Here is a 21,475-nt window from a genome sequence, read left to right on the forward strand (position 1 = left end):
ATCAACTATTTTTGTGATAAACTACATTTAGTTTACCCTATTATAGTGTTAAAATCAGGAGGCAATTCAATTGATTGAAGTATATATCGATGGAGCAAGTGCGGGAAACCCTGGTCCCAGCGGTGCAGGCATATTCATAAAAAATAATGGCCAGGTTGAACGCTTTTCCATCGCATTGGGCTGCATGGAAAATCATGAAGCAGAATACCGTGCATTTATTCATGCACTGAAACTATGCATTGATAAGGGATATAAAACTGTTTCGTTTCGAACGGATTCACAGCTTGTTAACCGTGCTGTTGAAAAAGAATTTGTAAAAAATAAAAAGTTTGCCCCACTGCTTGAAGAAGCTTTGGAGCTTACAGGAAAATTTGATTTATTTTTTATGAAGTGGGTTCCCAGCTCTGAAAACAAGGCAGCGGATGAATTAGCAAGAGCTGCCATTCACAAAAACAAAGTGAAAGGTCAGAAAGATCATGAATAGGTCAGTAATATTTGCAGATGTAAGCCTTTTACTGGTTGCCTTTGTGTGGGGAACCACCTTTGTGCTTGTACAAAACGCCATTGCTTTTCTTGAGCCATTCTCTTTTAATGGTGTCCGTTTTTTCCTGGCCGCTTTAATTCTGGGCGGATGGCTTGCTATTTTTGAAAGAAAACAGGTAAAGAAAATGGATAGAAAGCTTTTAATATCCGGAGTTATTATGGGCTTGTTTTTATTTATAGGCTATGCCTTCCAAACGATCGGCCTGCTGCACACAACTTCTTCAAAAGCCGGCTTTATTACGGGGTTAAGTGTAGTAATGGTTCCAGTCTTTTCTTTAATGCTGCTAAAGATCAAACCGGGATTCAATGCCATTATCGGCGTTTCAATCGCGACGGCCGGACTATATTTTCTAACCATGACCGATAATGCCCCGCTGAATATTGGTGATGCCTATGTATTAATCTGCGCTGTCGGCTTTGCCCTCCATATTATCTTTACAGGTAAATACAGCAGCAAATACCCTGCCCTGCTATTAACGGTTATCCAAGTAAGTACGGTGGCCGTATTATCAGTCATTTTCGCATTGATCACTGAAGACTGGCAGCAGGCATTGGAGACAGAAGTTTTATTTAAAGCCAATGTGGTAACTGCCCTTATTGTGACTTCACTTTTTGCTACCGCTATCGCATTCTTTGCACAGACGGCATTTCAAAAGTACACAACACCAACAAGAGTTGCCCTGATTTTCGCCATGGAGCCTGTGTTTGCAGCAGCTGCAGGATTTATGTGGGCGAATGAAAGACTTTCGTATAGTGCCCTGGCCGGCTGTCTGCTTATTTTTGCGGGAATGATTTTTGCAGAACTGCCTGCTAAGAAAACGTTTTTATCCTTCAGAAAAAAGACAGCTTCGTAATTTGAAAAAGGCGTGTTCTCTAAACAGACACGCCTTTTTAGATGATTGCTTTTTCTTTTACAAATTTTATTGCTTCCCGCCTGCTGGTAATATTCTTTGAAACCAAAGTTTCCAGCAAAGAAACGTAGAAACTTCCGTCAAATGATTTCTGTGCCTTTAATGTCAGTTCTATTGCTGCATTGGCCAGCTCGTCAGAAGCATTGGTATAATGTTTGCCAAAGTAAATGAAGCCAACTGCGTCCTCCCTGAATTGAAAACCTTTACTTTGCAAAAAATGCAAATATTCTTCAACTGTCTTCATTGTACTTACCCTCTTCCCCTGCTCCTCCTGTATTCTTAAATCTTAACTGATTTTTCGACAATTATCTACCTTTTTTCGGCATGAAGCAGGGACACTGTAAGCTCAAGTGAGCACCTATATTTTCTTTTTAGTAAGAAGGTAGCCAAGTGTTCCGGTTAATACACCCAGGAGTGCTCCGCCTAATACTTCAGCAGGCTGGTGGCCAAGCATTTCCTTCAGCTTTTTTGGACCTTCTTCCTCAAATTTTACAGTTTCATCTTTGTGAATTTTATCAACCAGCTCACCCAGACTGTTTACCTTCAAGGTAAGCTCACCTGTCTGGCGCCTTATACCCTGTGCATCATACATAACGATCAGGCCATAAACCAGTGATAGAGCAAAATCCACCGTCGGTACCCCGCGCTTTAAAGCAATGAACGTGGTTAAAGATGATACGCCTGCCGAATGAGAACTCGGCATGCCTCCTGTCTGGAAAAATAAATCCGGACGCAGTTCTCCCTTTTTCACATAGTGGATCGGAATTTTCAGGCCCTGTGCCAGCCCTATACTTAAAAGAGCAATATAAACTCCCTTATTCATAAAAACTCACCTCATCTTTAGTGTTAAGTATGCAGACTTTTATTATTCCTCCTTCAAACGCTAAATAGATTGGATTTTATGGAGTAATTTAAACCGGATCTGAAGAAATAATTCACCGCATCAGTTGCTAAATTGTACCCTGCCTGTACATGATTAAAACCCGAAGACTTTAACAATAATAAGCTTATCAAATGAAGAATTGCTGGCCTTAGGAGGTGAATCAGATGAGTAAAAACGGACATACAAACAGAGGAAAAAAAGCACCTGGCGTAAACCCGCAAGGATACGGACAGGATGCTGAATTTGCAGAAGAGCCTAAAAGCAAGCTGGAGAATGCAGCGAAGAAGAAAAATACTAAATAATATCAGGATGGCCGCCACGTGCGGCTTTTTTCGATGTATGACTAAAAAAACTCCAGGCTTAGCCTGGAGCTTTATTTATGCATACTCCTTTTTAATATCAAGGAATCTGTGAAGGCCGCGGAATTCAATTTCAGTGAATTTCTCGAGGACCTTTTCACGGTTCATTGTGAATTGGGCGAGGTCAAGAGGGCATTCAACAGGAACGTCGCATTTTATTTCGGCCAGCTGCCTGCTCAAATGGAGCATTTCAAGATCCTGTTCGATCTTGGCACGCTGTCCCTTAGTTAGCTGTTCAAGATTTTCTAATACGCCTTCAATATGCTCAAATTGCTGAAGCAGCTTCAGCGCTGTTTTTTCGCCAATTCCTTTTACCCCCGGGTAATTATCACTCGTATCTCCCATGAAGGCTTTCAGGTCAATCATCTGCTTAGGTGTAATTCCTTTTTCTTCATAAAACGTCTCCGTCGTATGCACAAGGTAATTGCCGTAACCTTTTTGCAGTAAAATGACAGAAATATTGTCATCCAGAAGCTGCAGCATATCCTGATCACCTGTAAGGATCAGAACTTCCGCTTCCTGGCTTGCTTTTTTTGCAATGGTTCCAATGCAATCGTCAGCTTCAAATCCTTCAAGGCCAATATTAGGTACATCAAAGGCTTCCACCACTTCTTTTACCAGATCGAATTGAGGCACAAGTTCATTCGGAGCTTCTGGACGGTTTGCTTTATAGGCACCAAACATTTCCGTTCGGAAGGTTTTGCTGCCCATATCCCAGCATACTGCTACATGTGTCGGATTAAAGGAAGAAACAGCTGTTAAAAAATGTTTAACAAAACCATAAACTCCGTTTGTAGGAATTCCTTTAGAATTTATCATAAATTGACCGGACATTGCTGTTGCAAAATAAGCTCTGAACAGCAGCGCCATTCCATCAACAAGCAGCAGTGAAGGTTTATTCTCGTTCATGTCTCAGCCTCCCCATTATAATCATAACAACTATTATAACATGGGAAACTCTCCATTTCTCTTGAAAAGTTTTACAGAATCAGTCTGTTTCCCTGATCAATTCCACTCCTTGTTCTTCGAGTTCATAGTAAGTCGCGATTCTCGCTTTGCGGATATTATCATTTAGCTGAAATGAATAAGCAGTTCCATCGGAAAAAGTAAAAATTAATTCATCATCTGACATAACACCCATTTTATTTATAACCGTTTGCCTTGCCTGCTGAATTTCGGACCATTCATAATGCTTCTCCTGCAAACTGAGTAAGGTGTTGAAATGCACACCATTTTTATCGATATAGTGATAATAATCAAAACTTAAAATTGCCATCAATAGCGAAATTAAAAACCCTGCTCCCACAAAAACTTTTCCAAACCAGCCGAATTTTTCTGCGCTCTTCATCCAAACTCCCAATATGATAAAAACACCCACAGCTGCCAGACCAATGCTAAATGTCAAATAAGCTGATTTTGGCGCTTCGAATACCCAGGTTCCTTCAGGCCTGTAAAATTGAGCCTGAAATGGCGAAAGTAAAAATATTGGAATAAATATTGCAGATAGTATAAGAATGATTCCCGTTGTGACCAATATTTGCGTTATATCGGTTTTTTGTTTTTTGGTTATGGTGTAACCAGAAGTATTCATATTTTCCCTCCAAAATTTCTAATCTATCAAACATTTTAAATTATATAACAATTTAAACAGTAAAAAAATCCCTTTTTTTAAAGGGATTTCACTATTTTTCGACAGTTCCTATTTTATTGCTGTCATAAGAGATCCAATCGCTGAAGCTTCCGGCATATAATTTAACATGTTTATAGCCGGCTTCCTTTAAAGCAAGAAAATTAGGAGCCGCCGTTACACCAGAGCCGCAATAAACAATAATGGGTTGGTCTTTATCAATACCTGCAAATCGATTCTCCTGTACTTCCGCATCTTTAAATCTTCCATTTTTATATGCTTCAAGCCAAACTTTATTGATTGCTCCAGGAATATGGCCCGCTTTTTTATCAATTGGCTCTTCCAGCCCCAGGTATCTCTTTTCCTCTCTCGAGTCAATTAATACAGCACTTTCCTGATTACCTGCAACGCTTTTAACTTCTTCGTATGAGGCAAATATGTCAGGCTGCAGATCAATATTAAAATCCGCCCGCTCCATGCTGGGAACTTCTTTAGTCAAAGGATAATCGCTTTCAGCCCAATCCTTATATCCGCCGTTCAATACCAAAACTTTCTCATGCCCTAAATACCTGAGCAGCCACCAGAACCTTGCGGCAAAAGCCCCTTCTCCGCCGTCATAGGCAATAACTGTGGTATCTCTGCTGATCCCGGCTTTCTCAAGGACTTTTTTAAGTAGAGCTGGATCCGGAAGGGGATGACGGCCTCCGTGTTCTGCTACCGGACCTGACAGATCTTTCTCCAGATCAAAATACACTGCATGGGGAATATGGCTATGATCATATAAGCTGCGCCCTTCACCTGGCGATCCAAGTTTAAAACGGCAGTCGGCAATTCGGATATTGGGATCATCCAGTTTGGAAAATACCCATTCCTTTTCTGCTAGATACTTCATTTAAGGTTCTCCCCTTTTCTCTTTTCAATCAGGTGTATTATATGTTCCTTTGGTGTCCAGCAATTAAATTGATAGTCAGGCTTTGTCTCATAGCCCAGCCTGCTGCAAAAATAAAACATTCCGGCTTTACGTTTTTCAGGCTGGAAGTTTATGCAGGTTGCACATGCATGAAAAGAATTCTTCTCCATTTGTCTCCCTTTTCTTCTCAGAAATGATTTTAAACCTTCAGCAATTCCCAGAGCCATTCATTCAATCCGGATACCTTGCCTTTTTCTTTAGGCATTGAGTCAGCTGCTGCATAGAGCAGTTCCCTTTCTGACTCCAGTTTCTCCGCCATTTGCATTGCTAAATGCTTTTCGATTATCCTCCCGCTTTGTTTAGCATGAACCATGGTCTGATAAAAGCGGGTGATCTCATCCTCGGGCTTTATGCAAAAGAGACCTGTATACAAAAAATCCCCTTTTACATTACTTTGCTTAAGCAGCTGCCTTGATATGAGGCACGCCCTTACTGCCTGAATCAGCAGCTTTTGTTTCTTAAACGTAAGATTCTCATTTGTTACCGCTTCACCGAGATTCCGGGAAAAAGCCTGAGTGTAATGATGGAATAACTTAAATCTTGAAAACTCTTCTTCCGCAATACTCCTCAGCCTTTCTGAAAAGCCGTTCATATCCTTGTAAATAATAGGTGAGTATGCCCATTCAAATATACTGGGATTGGATTTCTGCATAAGGTCAAATGCTTTAAAGATATCCCAGCCGTGTGCATCATAAGGGGTATCTGTATTGATAACATCTTTTGCGCGTTCAAGGGAAAGATATGTTTTCAGATTCTTATGTTTGAAGATGAAGCGGATATCATAATCCGAATCCGCATCATCTGTCCCCCACGCCCTGCTCCCCGCTTCACAAGCAAAAAGGATATCGATATTATATTTCTCTTCTGCTGTGCACAGCCATTTGTCCATGTGAAAAGCAGCAACCTTTCCAAGTTAGTTTTCGTACTGTGCAATATTCCTCTCAATTTCTTTCAGCTCTTCAATTGGGAAATCATCTTTTAAAGCAGCCGTAATTCCTTCATAATATTCGTTGTTCTGTTCAATCAGCGAATTGAGCAGCCGCTCGAATTCAGTCATCAGCTGGCTGCTGTAATGGAATTTCAGCCTGCTGCTTTCAGCCTGCAGATAACGGTCTGCAGGTTCCTGCAGGTTCTTCTCCAGTTCATCAGCTAATTGCTTGCGCTCATTTTTTTCAAAAAATGCTTTTGGATTTTTAAAGTAGGACAAAGCTTTTTTAAATTGGTTCGGGTCTTCATTGGAAAATGCTGATTCAAATTCAATACTTTCCATTTTTAACGGCTCATATGTGCTAAAAGTCATATCACTGTTTACATTGGAGGCTTTTTTGGAAATAGTCTCCTGCTGCTGAGCGATCAATTTGGATATATAGGATTCAAGCCTTAATGTTGTTGCACGAAGCTCCTGGGCAAAATCAAATCCAAAGCTTGCAAGGAATTCGTCCAGTGCCAATTTAAGCATTTTCTTTAAATTCCTTCCGTCATCTTTTAGAACTGAAGGATTAAATGCCTCCTTAACAAAGTCATAGAAACGAAGAAATACCCTCTGCTTGATGTAAAAGACGAGCTCATCTGTTTCCTGTTCAAGCCTTTGGGAAAGAAGTTCAGGTTTTTGTCCGCTGATAATCGCAGTAATATCCTTATGTTCTTTCTCAAGCTGTTTGAGTTTTCCGATCCGGACTTCTTTATTTTCCTGTGAGGAAGAAATATAAGACCTCAGCTGGGCTAGCAGGCGCTTCCACTCTGTTTCTGCTGATGAAATGGAAATATTCAGCAGATCCTGATTAATAAAGGAGTAAAAGCTTTTTTCAAATGAACTGATATTGGATACTTCCTCTTTACTGCTATCCAGCTTCTCTGCAAGAGCTTGAAGGCTTGAAATGCCAGACAAATTAGGACGGCGGATTCCGTATTGCACCAGCTGTTCTTCAACGTACTGGAGAACCGAATCTTTTTCCTCCTCATTATTGGCAAGGTCAATGGCATTGACAATAAAGAACATCTTATCAAGGGAGAAGGTATCCTTAACCCTTCCCAGCTGGATAAGGAACTCTCTATCCGCTTTTGAGAAGGCATGATTATAATAAGTGACAAAAAGAATAGCATCCGAGTTTTTAATATATTCAAATGCAACCCCGGTATGCCTCGCATTAATCGAATCAGCGCCGGGTGTGTCAACCAGGGTAATTCCCTGCCTTGTCAGTTCACAGTCAAAGTAAACTTCAATCGTTTCAACAAAGCATGATTTTTCTTCATTGGCAACATAATCCCCAAACTCATCCAAGTAAGCTTTAATGATTTTTCCCAGCTTATCTGTGAAGAAATGGTACCCTTTCATAAATGCATTAAGAAATGCAAAGTGTGTCTTTTCACTCGCATCAAAATCCTGGTTTTCCCCAGTGATCTTCTTAATTGCGGCGGCAGCATCATCGAAGTTTCCTGCTGAATAATCAAACACCTTCAAGGAATGATTGATATCATTTAAAAGTGTATGTGAATCTTTAACCTTAACAAGAACGGTTCCATGTTTATTTTCATCTGTAACAGGCTTAATCTTGTTGATAGCAGCTGTCGTCGGATTCGGTGAAACAGGAAGAAGCTTATTCCCGATCAAAGCGTTGGCAAAGGAAGACTTCCCTGCACTAAATGCACCAAAAAGGGCAACTGTAAATTCTTTGCTATCAAGCCTTGATGCTTTATCTGCCAAATCAGCTGCAAGCTTTCTGAAGCCCGGGAGCTCCTTTACTTCATTAGCAGTATATCGAAGCTTTTCAATAACAGGCTGTACTGCAACTGCAGAAACCGCTTCCTTTTCAGGCTCTTCATCAGGTGACTGTTCAGATTTCCGGGTTGCCTGTTCTTTCTCAGCTTTATCTTCATTCAGGAAAACAACTTCAGCTTCATCAACTTCTTCTGCTGCAAGCATATGGGCTTTTTCCTGAAACTCATGAGTATTAAATTCACCAGTCAAATAGACGTTCATTCCCGCTGATGCCTTATTAATTTTTTCATGGATGGCCTTTAACGCATTTAATGCTTCAGCGTAAGCATTAAGGGTGTGAATTTCATTGACCAGCGCAGTTTGTTCCTGGCTGTTATTTTCTTCGAGTGCTTCTAGAAGTGCATTCTTTAAAGAAGCTGCGTTCTTTTTGGCAATTCTCTTTACAGCCTCAGCTGTGTCGTTTGTATATTGCAGAACATAATCACCTGAAACCATTGCCCCGGATTTTACCGTTTCAGCTAAAATAGCTGGTTCAAAGTTAAGCTTGAAACTCTGAACTTGTGCAAGTTTTTCAGAATCATGGATACTATGCTTCTTGAACTGCTGTAAAAACAGCTCCTTTATATGCCACTCCAGCTGAGATTTAACATTTTCTGATAAATCCTCATAGAAGCGGTCAAGCCTCAATGACCTTTCCTGCTCCGTTTTCTGTTTGCTGAAAAACAGGCCAACCTTAAAGGAGGGCTGGCACGATTCAAGATATGATTCAGCCAGTTCCCTCGTTTGGAAAGGCATTAAATAAGCATTTTTCAAAATCTCATCTAATTTACCGGTTACCTCTATATCAGCTTCATGTAAGGAAGAATTCAGCTTATTTAACTGGTTCTCCAGGTCTTCCAGTCTGCCGGGAAGCTGCTCCCTGTCATCCTGATCAAGTTCTGCCAGTTTTTCTTCCCAGTCAGCTTTTTCAGCTGCATGAGAGTCTCTTAAAAACTCAAGATGATCCTCTGTTAATTTCTTCAAAGAATTAAAAACAGACTGAGGCAAAAGTTCTTCACGATCAGCGATGCTGCTGTTAATAAAGCTCTGAAGTTCCTTAAAATCGTTTGCCTGATGGTTCTCGTCTTTTAACGTGGTGTAAAAAATCCGGGCAGGCTTTACTCCCCAGGATGCAAATGAATCCTTTACACTTTTTTTGAATTGCTCAAAGCTGAGTTCTTCATCGCGATGTTTATCAATTTGATTGATAACAAGATAAACATCTTTTCCTGCTGCCGTCAGTTCTTTCGTAAAAAGAAAATTTAATTCTGACTGAACATGGTTGTAATCCATTACATAAAAAATGAGGTCAGCTAAATGAAGAGCAGATTCAGTAGCAATTCTATGCGCATCATCAGTGGAATCGATTCCGGGTGTATCCATAATCACTGCCTTCTTTGGCAAGCTGGCGGCAGAATGGCTTATTTCAATGGAATGGATAGAATCGCCATCTTTGCAATAGGATTTTACCTGTCCGTAATCATATGGAGCAGGATAAAGCCTTGGCTTTCCTTCCTTAAAAATTACTTTTGCATAATCTTCCTCACCTGATTTGACTTTGACCAGATTGGCACTGGTTGGAATTGGCGAGGAAGGAAGAAGATCTTCACCTGCCAGCCTGTTGATCATGCTTGATTTTCCGGCAGAAAAGTGCCCGCAAAAAGCGATGGCAAATTCCTGGTTCGTTAGCTTAATCACGAGATCCTTAGCTCTTTGGGCTGTCTCGGCATCTCCATTTCTCTGGGCAAATGTATATATAGCAGTTATTCTGTTTATTAATTCAGTTTGCTGCAATCCTGGTTGCAAAATCGTGTCGGCCATTTCCATTAATCCCCTTGTAACTATAATTTACATCCTATTTTAAATGATTTTTGTTTATTTTCCTATACAGGATGGATTAATCTTTGATTTTTCTAATTTTTATCAGCAAATCAGTTTCTGCTGTTATTCTATGTTCTATTTTCAAATTACTGCTTATAAATTGTTTGTCTTACAATTTAGCCCGTTGATTTCCGCTGCAGGCACTCGCTTTCCGCGGGGCGGGCGCTGAGCCTCCTCAACGCTAAGCGTCTCCGGGGTCTCACCTATCCCGCTGCTCCCACTGGACGTTGAATAAGCTTCCCTGAAAAAACACCGCACGAAGAAAATGCGATAGCATTTTCGAGGATCTCGCGCCTTCCGCTCCAATCAACTCAGTGCATTCATGTATTTAACTTCTAAAAACCTATTTAAACAGACGATATGAAAACAAAAACCAGGCATAGATAGCCTGGTTTCAATAAGTAGTTATTATCTTGTATGTGGTCTAGCTACGTTATTTAAAACATGTTTCATAACAAGTGAGTAGGCAGCAATTGTGCCGGCAACGAATAGAATTGTCATATGTAGCAGCACCTTCCTGTTGGAATGATATTGAGAATAATTTTCAAATTCAATTAGAAGTTTATCACGAACGATAATCATTTTCAATAGGGAATTTAAAATTGTCAAACTTTTTTAATATCTTCTTTAAGGTCAGGCCGTAACCGTAAAAAGGCTTCTTCGTATTCTGTCAATTCCTTCAGTGCTTTTTCCTCTTCTGGTATTCTGACAGAAAGCACCATTATGTTTAGCAGAGTAAAAACAGCTGCCGTTATATAAGCCTGATATATTAAAGGAATCAAGAGAAATTCAGCAGCTACAATGGCATAGTTGGGATGCTTTATAAACCGGTATGGCCCTCTTCTGACTACCTTAGCTCCCGGCAGGACGATAATTTTTGTATTCCAGTATTTCCCCAAAGAAAACAGCGCCCATATCCTCCCCGCCTGGGTAAGGAAGAACAGAATCAGCAATATGGGCCAAAAAGGCGACAGATCTTTTTCAAAGATAAATACTTCAAGAGGATAGCAGACAAAAAATAAAGCGTGAACCGCAACGATCCAAGGATAGTGCCGCTGGCCAAATTCCAGTGCTCCCCTGTCTTTCATCCACTTTTCATTACTCCGGGCTACAGCAAGCTCTGCTGCCCTTTGCAAAATGATGAAGGTAATAAAAATTAAGAACAGCATGTATTCACTCCCATTCCAGCAGCAGTAATTCCGAGCTGAATCCCGGTCCGAGTGCAGTTGCCAGCCCGATATCTCCCTGTCTGCCGATCTTCATAAACCTTTTGAGTACGTAAAGAATAGTTGCAGATGACATATTACCGAACTCCCTTAATACATCAAGTGAAATCTCTGTCATACAAGGGTCAAATTGCAGCGATTTCTGATAAGCATCAATGACTTTTTTTCCGCCGGGATGGGCAACAAAGTGGTTTATCTCTTCCATTTCTATGCCTTTTCCCCTTAGAAACTCCGTTACATTGGGCTTTAGCCATCCCTCTATTATGGATGGGATGTCCTTTGAGAAGACCACATATAAACCCTCATTCTTCACTTCCCAGCCCATTACATCCAAAGAATTTCGCTTGGTTGTTGATTGGGTTCCCCGAATTCCGGGAATGGACGACAGCTTTTGAAAATCCCTTTGTACTTTATCACCTGTTATAAGCGCACATGCTGCACCATCAGCAAATAGAGAGGTCCCGATAAGATTGCTTTTTGACCGGTCATTGCGCTGAAAAGTCAAACTGCATAATTCTATACTTAAAACCAGTACCTTCGCTTCAGGGAAAGCCAGACAATACTCATAGGCTCTTGAAAGCCCTGATGCCCCGCCTGCACATCCCAGCCCCCATATCGGAATTCGTTTCGTATGCTCAGAAAATGGAAGCTTATTCATGATTCTTGCTTCAATACTTGGAGTGGCAATCCCTGAACTTGAGATAGTAAAGATGGCGTCGATCTCATCGCACGGAAGGTTTCTGGTCAGGAAAAGATCATTTTCCAGGCAGCGCTTTATTGCCCTTGTTCCCAGTTCAATAGACTGCTCAATATATGTATTGTTTCGTTCTTCAAATGATTTATCTGTTTTGAACCATTCCAGTCCCTTTGCAAAGTGCCGCTTCTCAATTTGGCCGTTGTGGAAAGCTTTTAATAGCCGTTCAATATCCTTAAAGGAACCGGAAAATAAATCTCTGGCAAAATCCATTACCTGATCTTGTGTCAGAACATGTTCAGGTATTGCCTCCGCTACTGATACAATTGCTGGCATAGATGACTCTCCTTCTATTTCTTTCTGTTAATTTTTCCAAATAAAAGCAATTTATGTTTCAAAATTGGATAAAGAGCAAAAAAAAAGCTTCCCCCATTAGGAGGAAGCAATGTGTTTTGAAGGAGTTGTTGTGCATCTTTATTATAAATGAATCATTAAATGAATAGCATTACTAAATCTTTTCCAATTAACATTTTGGGTGCCGCGCCAATCCATGAAGTGCAGGCCCTTGGGCAGTTATTCTGATGCATCCAATCCATTATGGTTTTTATGATGCTTTTGAACTTCTATATATATTTTTTTCGTCACCAGGATACCGCAAGCAGCACAAACTTCTTCTTCATTATATAAAAGCCGGCAGTTATCACAATAATATTTCTCCATCCCATTACACTCTCTTTCTTCCGAGAAACATCGCTTCGGAAATGTAAAAATACCGATAGAATATTATATTGATTTCCAATATTATTGTGATTGCCGCAAAGAAGAATTATAAAGCCTTCTGCTCCGCAAGAGAAGCACGCTGAACTGCTTTTTTTCCTTTAACAACATTGAAAACGATATTTAAAAGGATGGCCGTCACACTGCCTGCCACTATCCCGTTATCCGTCAGGATCCGCACACTCGAAGGCATTTGCGCGAATAGTTCAGGAACGGCTGTTACACCCAGCCCCATCCCGACAGAGCAGGCAATGATCAATAAATTTTCCTGGGAGGAGAACTCTACTTTGCTGAGCATTTTTATTCCATAGGCGACTACCATACCGAACATGGCAACCATTGCGCCTCCTAATACTGGAGTTGGAATAATGGTTGTCAATGCACCGATTTTCGGAACCAGTCCAAGCAGTACAAGGAACGCACCTGCTGTATATATAACATTCTTTGTTTTTACGCCTGACAGCTGAAGAAGTCCGACGTTTTGAGAATAGGTTGTATAAGGAAATGCATTAAAGACAGCACCAAGAATAATGGCAAGCCCTTCTGCACGATATCCATTCGAGAGGTCCTTTTCTTCCAATTTCTCTTCACAGATATCTCCCAGTGCAAAGTATACGCCTGTAGATTCAACTAAACTGACCATTGCTACTAGAATCATAGTCAGGATGGCTGTCACCTCAAAGGTCGGCATACCAAAATAGAAAGGTGATGGCATATGGAACCAGGAAGCGTCTCCAACAGCCGTGAAATCGACCATGCCCATAAAATAGGATGCTATGGTTCCTGCAGCCAATCCCAGCAAAATGGCAATCGCCCGGATAAAGCCATTAAAGAAACGGAAGAGAATAATAATGAACAGCAAAGTTCCAAAAGCCAATGCGATGTTTGTCATCGAACCAAAATCCGGGCTTCCCTGTCCGCCGGCCATATTATTCATGGCAACAGGAATTAACGTAATCCCGATAATTGTAACTACTGACCCTGTCACAACAGGCGGGAAAAATTTCACCAGTTTTCCAAAATACTTTGAAACAGCTACCACAAAAATACCGGAAACCAGTATAGACCCATAGATTGCCGGTATTCCATACTGTCCGCCAATCGCAATCATTGGTCCAACAGCCGTAAATGTGCAGCCAAGTACGACCGGCAGCCCAATTCCAAAGAATCTGCTGCGCCATACTTGAAGCAGTGTTGCAATTCCGCACATAAAAATATCAATTGAAACCAAATAGGTAAGCTGTTCCCCGGTTAATCCCAGTGCCCCACCTACAATCAACGGTACAATGACCGCGCCTGCGTACATGGCAAGGACATGCTGAATTCCGAGCGAAGCAATTTTAATAGGATTCTGATTCATCGCAACAATTCCTCCATTTTCTCTGATGTTTTTTCAAAGCTGATCATGCCATTTTCAAGAGAGTCAATAATTGCTAAAGATTCGACCCGGAATCCATTCTCTCTCAGCTGCTGTCCGCCATTTTGAAAGCCTTTTTCAATAACAATTCCTATCCCTGCGACTGCTGATCCCGCTTTTTGGGCTATTTCGGCAAGACCTAATGCAGCCTGTCCATTCGCTAGAAAATCATCAATGATCAGAAGATTATCCTCTTCTGAAAGATATTTCCTTGAAACAGAGATTTCACTTGTTTCTTCCTTTGTAAAAGAATAGACAGAAGCTGTAATCAGGTCATTTACCAGAGTGAGTGATTTTCTTTTTCTCGCAAATACAACCGGGACATTCAGATGAAGTCCCGCCATTACAGCTGGTGCAATCCCTGAAGATTCGATTGTCAATATTTTTGTAATCCCGCTGTTTGAGAATCTATCTGCAAATTCTCTCCCGACTTCATGCATAAGCTGAGGATCTATTTGGTGATTCAGAAATGAATCCACCTTTAAGACTGAAGGTGATAAAACAACCCCTTCGCTTTTTATTTTTTCAATGAGCATATCCATTTTGCGTCCTCCTCTGTGATAGAAAGCCTTCAGGTCCATAAAAAAAGCCTGAGGCCCATTGCATTCACAACATAAAAATGAGTGAAGCAATGGCCTTCAGGCTGGAAGTTTAGCTGCAGGCAAACAGGGATGACAAACAAACGCCCTGGTCATTGCTCACTCATAGTCGAATTATTTACGGTAATCCGGTAGAAACTTGCGAGCCATATCCTCGCGATTATATGAGTGAATGTTATTAATTTATTAACATTATAACATCATTTCCTGATACTTCAACAAAAACCTTCATACAAAGACGAACCAAAATAATATTTTTTCTATAATCGTTCGTAAATTGGACAGTTTATTATTTTAAGTATGATTTTTTTCTATAATTAGTACCTCTTTTGAAGACAAATGTAAACCTTCACATTTATTTCACAATTTACAACTATGTTTTGTGATTTAAATCACTTAAATATCAATTTTTCACCATTATCATAGTGTTTAAGTTACGAATGAACAATTTGTGAACTCACCAAAAGCATCTAGAATCTTCCTAAATGTTTTGTATTATGAAAGTGTAATCATTTACTTTTTCCAATTTTCGAAAGGAGTGAAGGAAAATGGCGAAAACGGAACTCAGCCGCAAAACAAAAACTGAAATAGAGGATAGCTCTTCCTTAAAGGGAACGTTAGCTTCCGTTTTCTTATTGGGATTCTTCCTGATCATTACATGGGTAGGCGTTTATCTATTATTTATCAGCCGCTTTTAAAGTTAGAAAGGGGAAAAAGCCATGCATATGCATAAGTTTGAAAAAGCCTGGCTCACTTTTGGAATCGGATCGCTGCTTGTTTTTTTAACAGTACTGGGAGTCAGCGCATTTTACCTGGGCAATCAGCCTCCAAGCTGTTTGGCAACCATTGATCCTGAAAAGGTCGATACTACCGTTCCATTTAATGAGCCTGGATTGAAAAAGGTAGAAGGAAAAGATTGGGATTACGAATTGATATACGTAGCATCTGCGTTTTCCTACAGCCCAGCTGAAGTAGAGGTCCCATATGGAGCTAAAGTGAAAATTATCGCTACAACCAAAGACGTTGTCCACGGTTTTGAAGTTGCTGGATCGAATATCAACATGATGCTTGAACCCGGATATATCAGTGAACATGTGACAACATTTGATAAAACAGGCGAATACTTAATTGTATGTAATGAATATTGCGGTGTTGGTCACCACATGATGTCGTCTAAAATTAAGGTGGTGGAATAATGTTTAATCCTTCAGCAAAATTAAAAGTTGACCCTCGTGACGCAAAATTGGCAATGGCTCACTTTTTCGTTGCTTTTACAGCTTTAGCAATAGGCGGCCTAGCCGGATTATTGCAGACTTTGGTCCGCTCCGGTAAATTCGAGCTCCCGGCAGGCATCGGGTATTACCAGATCCTCACGGTTCACGGTGTTGTATTGGGACTTGTACTTACTACTTTTTTTATAATGGGCTTCCAGTTAGCTGCAACAAGCAAAACATCAGGGACCCTTACAAATAAACAGCGCATTACCGGCTGGATCGGTTTTTGGCTGATGACAGCGGGAACTGTTCTTGCAGCTGTTATGATTCTGCTGAATGAGGCTACAGTTCTTTATACTTTCTATGCTCCTCTTCAGGCACATGCATTGTACTATATCGGTTTAACACTTGTCATAGTGGGAAGCTGGATTGACGGGGCAGCAATCATTATGAAGTATGCAGAATGGCGCAGGAAAAATCCTGGCCAGCCGAGTCCGTTATTAACCTTCATGTCATTGGTCAACACGATGATGTGGATTGTGGCAACAATCGGTGTAGCATCCACCGTTCTTTTCCAGCTTCTTCCATGGTCGTTAGGATTTGTAGAGACCGTAAATATCGGTGTCAGCCGAACTCTATTCTGGTATTTCGGGCATCCGCTTGTATACTTCTGGCTATTGCCGGCTTATATGGCCTGGTATGTTGTCATTCCAAAAGTCATCGGCGGAAAGATTTTCTCTGATTCATTGGCACGTATGTCTTTTATATTATTCCTGCTGTTCTCAATCCCTGTCGGATTTCACCATCAATTAATGGAGCCGGGAATTGATCCGGCATGGAAGTTCCTGCAGGTTATCTTAACATTCCTGGTTGTCATTCCATCTTTAATGACTGCATTTTCTTTATTTGCTACTTTCGAAAGCTTTGGCCGTTCAAAAGGGGCCACAGGGTTATTTGGATGGGTTAAGAAACTTCCTTGGGGAGATGCGCGATTTGTCGTTCCATTCATTGGGATGGTAGCCTTTATCCCTGCGGGTGCAGGCGGGATCGTCAACGCCTCCCACCAGATGAACCAGGTAGTTCATAATACAATTTGGGTAACCGGTCACTTTCACTTAACAGTGGCAACATCTGTAATGCTTACATTCTTTGGGGTTTCCTACTGGCTTATTCCTCATCTGACTGGAAGAACATTAACCAAAGCAATGAATAAATTAGGGATCATCCAGGCAGTTATCTGGTCAATCGGAATGACATTCATGTCCGGTGCCATGCATGCTGTGGGTCTGCTTGGAGCACCGCGCCGTTCATCCTATTCAGAATATGGCGGAGCAGCACAAGCAGCAGAATGGATTCCATACCAGGTTGCACAGGCAATCGGCGGATCTATCCTCTTCATTGGCATAATTTTAATGATTTATATCTTTATCAACCTTGCATTCTTCGCACCAAAGGGCGAGCAGGAATTCCCTGTCGGAGAAGCGGCTGATGAGGCGGAAAAAGCGCCGATGGTATTCGAAAACTGGAAGCTGTGGCTCGGAATTACTGTTGTTCTTATTCTATTTGCCTACACTATTCCATTTATCGATTTGATTCAAAATGCACCTCCAGGGGCTAAAGGATATAAGTTATGGTAAAAAAAACACTCCGGTCTAAATTTGACCGGAGTATTTTAATGATCTAACTTGCTCTCAGCTGTCATTCCCGCGTTTTTCCTTCTTGCAGGCAAATTCACAATAATAACCGAACTGAGTATCAGCAAAGCACCGCAAATCTGGACTGCACTGAGATTTTCCCCGTAAAGAGTCAGTCCTAAAAGCATGGCCACGACTGGTTCCACTGTAGCGATCACAGCTGCTTTGCTTCCATCTGTTTTTTCCAGTCCCCAAGTGTAAACAAAATAGGCCAGAACCGTAGGCACAAACCCTAAACCAATACTAAGAAACAAAACTTCAGCGTTCAAAAAAACTGAAGCTTTGGTCCATAGCTTTGTTACCGGGATCAGAAATACCGAAGCAACTAGGAATGTATAAAGCGTAACTGTAAAGGGATGATACTTTCTTAACGCAAATTTCCCGAAGATTGTATAAAGTGCATAGCCAAACCCGGCACCTAATCCCGTTAAAATGCCAACCAGTGTAATATCACTGCTGCCCGCTGATATTCCGGCAACTAAAATGCAGCCCACAAGAGTGCCTGCCACTGCTGAAATCTTTCTTAGATTTATCCCTTCCTTTAGGAACAGGTAAGATAATAAAGTCACAAATGCCGGAGCGGTGTAAAGCAGAACGACTGCCAATGAAATGCTGATCTGGTTCATCGCTGTGAAATAACAATAATTAAAAAAGACAATGCTCAGTATTCCGGTTCCAGCAAAAAAACGGATGTCAGCGGCAGATTCCAGTTTAAAACAGTTCCGGAAACGCATCATTCCGATTAGAACGAGAAATATAGCTGCAAAAAACACTCTTACAGCCACAATTTCCATAGCTGAGAATCCATATTTCCCGAGCCCTTTAACAAATACTGCAATAACACCCCATAAACTTGCTCCTAACGCAATCATTAGAAATGGAAGTAATTTCTTCATTTGGTCTCTCCATGAAGTAAGAGGATGGCTGAGGCCACCCCCTTACTAAAATTATGTTCAAACATTTATTTCAGCTGATACACCTTGCCGTACTTATCATACAGATAATCAATTAAATGCTGGGCATTCAGGCCTTCTCCCGTTACATCATTTAAAATTTCAAGCGGTTTTTTCATCTTGCCGAACTGGTGCACATTCTTAGTGAACCATTCTTTGATCGGAAGTAAATTACCCTCTTCAAGCAATTCATCATAATTTGGCAAGTCCTTTAACATACTGTTTTTCAGCTGTGCTGCATACATGTATCCCAAAGCGTATGAAGGGAAATAACCGAAGCTTCCCCCTGCCCAGTGAACATCCTGAAGAACGCCTTCTCCGTCATTCTCTGGCTTTACTCCCAGGTATTGTTCATATTTTTCATTCCAGATCGCTGGAAGGTCTTTAACTTCAATTTCATCGTTAAACAAGCCTTTTTCAATTTCATAACGGATGATGATATGAAGCGGATATGTTAATTCATCTGCCTCAATACGGATTAAAGATGGCTTTGATTCATTAATTGCACGATAAAAAGAATCTATTGAGACAGCATCAAATTGACCGCTTGCATATTCTTTAAGAAGTTCATAATTCTTTTTCCAGAATGAAAGATGTCTTCCAACAAAGTTTTCATAAAATAGTGACTGTGATTCATGAATTCCCATGGATGTGCCAGAGCATAGCGGAGTTCCTACCAGGTCAGAAGAAATATTTTGTTCATAAAGAGCATGCCCGCCTTCATGAATCGTGCCAAATACAGCTGTCCGGAAATCAGTTTCATCATATTTGGTGGTTACTCGGACATCACCGGGATTTAAACCTGTTGCAAAGGGATGAACGGTTTCATCGAGACGTCCCGCTTTAAAGTTATAGCCCATTTGATCAAGAACTTTAAGGCTGAAATCCCGCTGTTTGTCCTTGGAAAAATGTTCAAATAAAAAGCTGGTTTCCGGTTTATTCTGTGAGTCAGAAATCTGCTGAACAAGCGGAACAATTTTTTCCCTCAGCTGCCCGAACACCTGATCAAGCGTTTCAACGGTGACACCAGGTTCATACATATCCAGAAGAGTATTATATTTATTTCCTTCATATCCCCAATAAGAAATGAATCTTTTATTCATTTCAACAAGCTTTTCCAAATAAGGCTGGAACATTTCAAAATCTGAGCTTGCCTTTGCATCTTCCCAAATACTTTCAGCCCTGGATTGCAGGATGACATATTCGGTATATTCCTCCGCAGGAATTTTTTTATTCCGGTCATAATCCTTTTTACATTCTTCCAGTGTTTTCACAGTTACTTCAGAAAGATTTTCCCGGCCGGAGAGTTTCGCTATGTATGCTGCCATTTCCTCAGAAGTGGACATTCTGAAAACTTCTGAAGAAATCATTCCAATCACTTCGGAGCGCTGTTCCATTCCCTGCTTGGGTGCGCCTGTCCTCATATCCCAATACATCAGCCCGATCGCTTCATTATAGGCCGTCATTTTTTTGACATAATCCAGGAATTGCTGTTCTGTCTGTTTAAGTGATTCTGTCACAATTTTTCCCCCTTTGTATCTATTACAGTTTCATTTTATCATATTTTTCTGAAAAGGCAGTCTCTATAAGCTTTTTCTTACCTTTGCTCTTTGGCTGTTTTTCTTTTTCACCTGGCTGTCAAAGAGTTATAATGGTGGAAAGTGAACTAACCGGAAAGTGAGATAGCATGAAATATTTGATTTATTTTATCGTTATAGCAGCATTTATTGATACATTTTCTCAGCTTCCTATAATGAGCCCCTTTGCGATGTCATATTATCCATCACCCGCCTTTGCGGGAATGATTGTTGGGATGTATTCCTTCTCGAATATGATAGGCAATATTTTAGCCGGCTATTGGATAGATAGAAGCGGAGCAAAAAGGGTTCTTGTGTCCGGTCTATCATTAACCGGAATCATTTTAGTCCTGTATACCTTTACTGATTCACCCCTCCAATTAATCTCAGTAAGATTTCTTCACGGGTTATTTGGCGGATTCCTGGTCCCTGCGGCTTTTACAATCATTTCAAACCTCGGAACTTCAGACAAACAAGGTAAAAAAATGGCTGTATCAGGCGCAGCTGTCGGCTGTTCAGCCATTATAGGACCCGCTTTTGGGGCAGTCATTGCTTCTAATTACAGCATAAACTGGGTCTTTTTAATTATAGCGGCAACAATGATCAGCAGCGCAGTCATTGCCTTTGTGTTTCTGCCTGCAGAGACTATGAAAAATGTAAAAAAAGAGAGCTCCCATGAGAAAATGCTTCCATTACTTAAAAATCCTATGCTCACTGCAAGTTATTTAGGAGCCTTTTCTCTTATGTTTGCTCAAGGGACACTTGCCTATCTTCTTCCTCTTCAGGTAGAAGCGATGCAAATTGATGCGATGTACAGCGGAATATTATTAAGCACTTTCGGAATAACTGCAATTCTTATTTTTCTGCTGCCCATTAATAAAATTTTTGATAAATATAAGCATCACAATAGCATGCTTTCTGGCATGGTGATCATAGGAATTGCATTAATCCTGCTAAGTTCAGCATCTTCTCTTGGATTCATGTTTTTATGCATGGTTCTTTACGGCACCGGGTTTGCTCTTCTATTCCCATCCATTAATGCCCTTATAGCCAATCATACAACTGAAAAAACAAGAGGAAAGGCATTCGGCCTCTTCTATGCCTTTTTTTCTTTAGGTGTGGTAGCCGGTTCCACCATATTAGGTTTCTTGAGAGTAACATTCAACATAGGTTTTTTAATCGCCGCAGCCATTTTATTGTTAACTGTATGCGGCATGTCCATATACTTTAAAAAGAGAAGTCCCCAAATATTAAAAAGCGGGAGTGACTGAAAATGAAAGAATTAGTAGGCAGCTGCGCTGTTTGCGGGAAAGACCTATACTGTCTAGATGGATTCTTCAATGGAGTCCATAATGAAAAAAATGAAACTATCTGTTTTGAATGTATGGAGAA

Annotated in this window: 22 protein-coding genes and 1 riboswitch; of the genes, 7 read left to right on the forward strand and 15 right to left on the reverse strand. The window is 40.7% G+C overall.

Features of this window, described 5'->3' with window-relative positions:
• Positions 1-70 precede the first annotated feature (70 nt).
• Both ACTHRG_RS17080 and ACTHRG_RS17085 read left to right on the forward strand, forming a co-directional pair.
• Complete coding sequence (locus ACTHRG_RS17080; RefSeq protein WP_076260852.1) at positions 71-484, forward strand: reverse transcriptase-like protein; 414 nt, start codon at positions 71-73, stop codon at positions 482-484.
• Positions 477-1,397, forward strand: coding sequence for a DMT family transporter (locus ACTHRG_RS17085; RefSeq protein ID WP_076260850.1), 921 nt, complete (start codon positions 477-479; stop codon positions 1,395-1,397). Before ACTHRG_RS17080 ends, ACTHRG_RS17085 begins: the two co-directional genes overlap by 8 nt.
• Positions 1,398-1,434: 37 nt before the next feature.
• On the opposite strand, the gene ACTHRG_RS17090 is transcribed toward ACTHRG_RS17085, so the two are convergent.
• Together ACTHRG_RS17090 and ACTHRG_RS17095 are read right to left on the reverse strand one after the other, a co-directional pair.
• On the reverse strand, positions 1,435-1,698 hold the full coding sequence (locus ACTHRG_RS17090; protein WP_048007866.1) for a DUF6123 family protein: 264 nt from the start codon (positions 1,696-1,698) through the stop codon (positions 1,435-1,437).
• A gap of 114 nt (positions 1,699-1,812) precedes the next feature.
• Positions 1,813-2,277, reverse strand: a complete 465-nt coding sequence (locus ACTHRG_RS17095; RefSeq protein ID WP_440231665.1) for a divergent PAP2 family protein — start codon at positions 2,275-2,277, stop codon at positions 1,813-1,815.
• Positions 2,278-2,501: 224 nt separating this feature from the next.
• On the opposite strand from ACTHRG_RS17095, the gene sspL reads away from it, so the two are divergent.
• Positions 2,502-2,639, forward strand: coding sequence for a small, acid-soluble spore protein L (sspL, locus tag ACTHRG_RS17100; protein WP_026581140.1), 138 nt, complete (start codon positions 2,502-2,504; stop codon positions 2,637-2,639).
• Positions 2,640-2,714: 75 nt separating this feature from the next.
• Here sspL and ACTHRG_RS17105 read toward each other — a convergent pair whose 3' ends face one another.
• The 11 genes from ACTHRG_RS17105 to ACTHRG_RS17155 all read right to left on the reverse strand — a co-directional run bounded on the left by ACTHRG_RS17105 (position 2,715) and on the right by ACTHRG_RS17155 (position 14,588).
• On the reverse strand, positions 2,715-3,605 hold the full coding sequence (locus tag ACTHRG_RS17105) for a 5'-3' exonuclease (RefSeq protein WP_076260848.1): 891 nt from the start codon (positions 3,603-3,605) through the stop codon (positions 2,715-2,717).
• A gap of 79 nt (positions 3,606-3,684) precedes the next feature.
• Positions 3,685-4,287: a hypothetical protein gene (locus ACTHRG_RS17110; RefSeq protein WP_048007869.1), complete on the reverse strand. Its 603-nt coding sequence runs from the start codon at positions 4,285-4,287 to the stop codon at positions 3,685-3,687.
• Between the two features lie 91 nt (positions 4,288-4,378).
• Entirely contained in the window at positions 4,379-5,215 is an 837-nt protein-coding gene (locus ACTHRG_RS17115) for a sulfurtransferase (RefSeq protein ID WP_076260845.1), read from the reverse strand.
• Complete coding sequence (locus tag ACTHRG_RS17120; RefSeq protein ID WP_076261070.1) at positions 5,212-5,403, reverse strand: hypothetical protein; 192 nt, start codon at positions 5,401-5,403, stop codon at positions 5,212-5,214. Before ACTHRG_RS17120 ends, ACTHRG_RS17115 begins: the two co-directional genes overlap by 4 nt.
• 29 nt (positions 5,404-5,432) lie before the next feature.
• Complete coding sequence (locus tag ACTHRG_RS17125; RefSeq protein ID WP_076260843.1) at positions 5,433-6,182, reverse strand: nucleotidyltransferase domain-containing protein; 750 nt, start codon at positions 6,180-6,182, stop codon at positions 5,433-5,435.
• A gap of 24 nt (positions 6,183-6,206) precedes the next feature.
• Positions 6,207-9,872, reverse strand: coding sequence for a dynamin family protein (locus ACTHRG_RS17130; RefSeq protein WP_440231666.1), 3,666 nt, complete (start codon positions 9,870-9,872; stop codon positions 6,207-6,209).
• Between the two features lie 665 nt (positions 9,873-10,537).
• Positions 10,538-11,101, reverse strand: a complete 564-nt coding sequence (locus ACTHRG_RS17135; protein WP_076260839.1) for an isoprenylcysteine carboxyl methyltransferase family protein — start codon at positions 11,099-11,101, stop codon at positions 10,538-10,540.
• A gap of 4 nt (positions 11,102-11,105) precedes the next feature.
• The gene (locus ACTHRG_RS17140; RefSeq protein ID WP_076260837.1) at positions 11,106-12,188 is read right to left on the reverse strand and encodes a type III polyketide synthase; all 1,083 of its coding nucleotides are present in this window, start codon (positions 12,186-12,188) and stop codon (positions 11,106-11,108) included.
• 237 nt (positions 12,189-12,425) lie between these two features.
• Positions 12,426-12,572: a hypothetical protein gene (locus ACTHRG_RS17145; RefSeq protein WP_175609143.1), complete on the reverse strand. Its 147-nt coding sequence runs from the start codon at positions 12,570-12,572 to the stop codon at positions 12,426-12,428.
• A gap of 106 nt (positions 12,573-12,678) precedes the next feature.
• Positions 12,679-13,989 carry a nucleobase:cation symporter-2 family protein gene (locus ACTHRG_RS17150; protein ID WP_076260835.1) on the reverse strand — a complete coding sequence of 437 codons (1,311 nt, stop codon included), beginning with the start codon at positions 13,987-13,989 and terminating at the stop codon, positions 12,679-12,681.
• Complete coding sequence (locus ACTHRG_RS17155; RefSeq protein WP_076260831.1) at positions 13,986-14,588, reverse strand: xanthine phosphoribosyltransferase; 603 nt, start codon at positions 14,586-14,588, stop codon at positions 13,986-13,988. The genes ACTHRG_RS17150 and ACTHRG_RS17155 overlap by 4 nt, the downstream gene beginning before the upstream one ends.
• 143 nt (positions 14,589-14,731) lie before the next feature.
• Positions 14,732-14,833: riboswitch (purine riboswitch) on the reverse strand.
• A gap of 360 nt (positions 14,834-15,193) precedes the next feature.
• On the opposite strand from ACTHRG_RS17155, the gene ACTHRG_RS17160 reads away from it, so the two are divergent.
• Genes ACTHRG_RS17160 through ACTHRG_RS17170 form a run of 3 tightly spaced genes read left to right on the forward strand, consistent with a single transcriptional unit; the run spans position 15,194 to position 17,496 of the window.
• Entirely contained in the window at positions 15,194-15,343 is a 150-nt protein-coding gene (locus ACTHRG_RS17160) for a hypothetical protein (protein ID WP_035333553.1), read from the forward strand.
• 21 nt (positions 15,344-15,364) lie between these two features.
• Positions 15,365-15,841, forward strand: coding sequence for a cytochrome c oxidase subunit II (locus ACTHRG_RS17165; RefSeq protein WP_076260829.1), 477 nt, complete (start codon positions 15,365-15,367; stop codon positions 15,839-15,841).
• Complete coding sequence (locus ACTHRG_RS17170) at positions 15,841-17,496, forward strand: b(o/a)3-type cytochrome-c oxidase subunit 1 (RefSeq protein ID WP_440231667.1); 1,656 nt, start codon at positions 15,841-15,843, stop codon at positions 17,494-17,496. The genes ACTHRG_RS17165 and ACTHRG_RS17170 overlap by 1 nt, the downstream gene beginning before the upstream one ends.
• 35 nt (positions 17,497-17,531) lie before the next feature.
• Here ACTHRG_RS17170 and ACTHRG_RS17175 read toward each other — a convergent pair whose 3' ends face one another.
• Positions 17,532-18,449: a DMT family transporter gene (locus ACTHRG_RS17175; protein WP_440231668.1), complete on the reverse strand. Its 918-nt coding sequence runs from the start codon at positions 18,447-18,449 to the stop codon at positions 17,532-17,534.
• 65 nt (positions 18,450-18,514) lie between these two features.
• Positions 18,515-20,026 (reverse strand): carboxypeptidase M32, encoded by a 1,512-nt coding sequence (locus ACTHRG_RS17180; protein ID WP_076260823.1) that lies wholly within the window; start codon positions 20,024-20,026, stop codon positions 18,515-18,517.
• A gap of 167 nt (positions 20,027-20,193) precedes the next feature.
• On the opposite strand from ACTHRG_RS17180, the gene ACTHRG_RS17185 reads away from it, so the two are divergent.
• Positions 20,194-21,354, forward strand: a complete 1,161-nt coding sequence (locus ACTHRG_RS17185; RefSeq protein ID WP_076260821.1) for an MFS transporter — start codon at positions 20,194-20,196, stop codon at positions 21,352-21,354.
• Positions 21,355-21,475 lie beyond the last annotated feature (121 nt).

It is taken from the genome of Cytobacillus sp. SAFR-174 (assembly GCF_051964675.1).
Lineage (GTDB): Bacteria > Bacillota > Bacilli > Bacillales > Cytobacillaceae > Cytobacillus.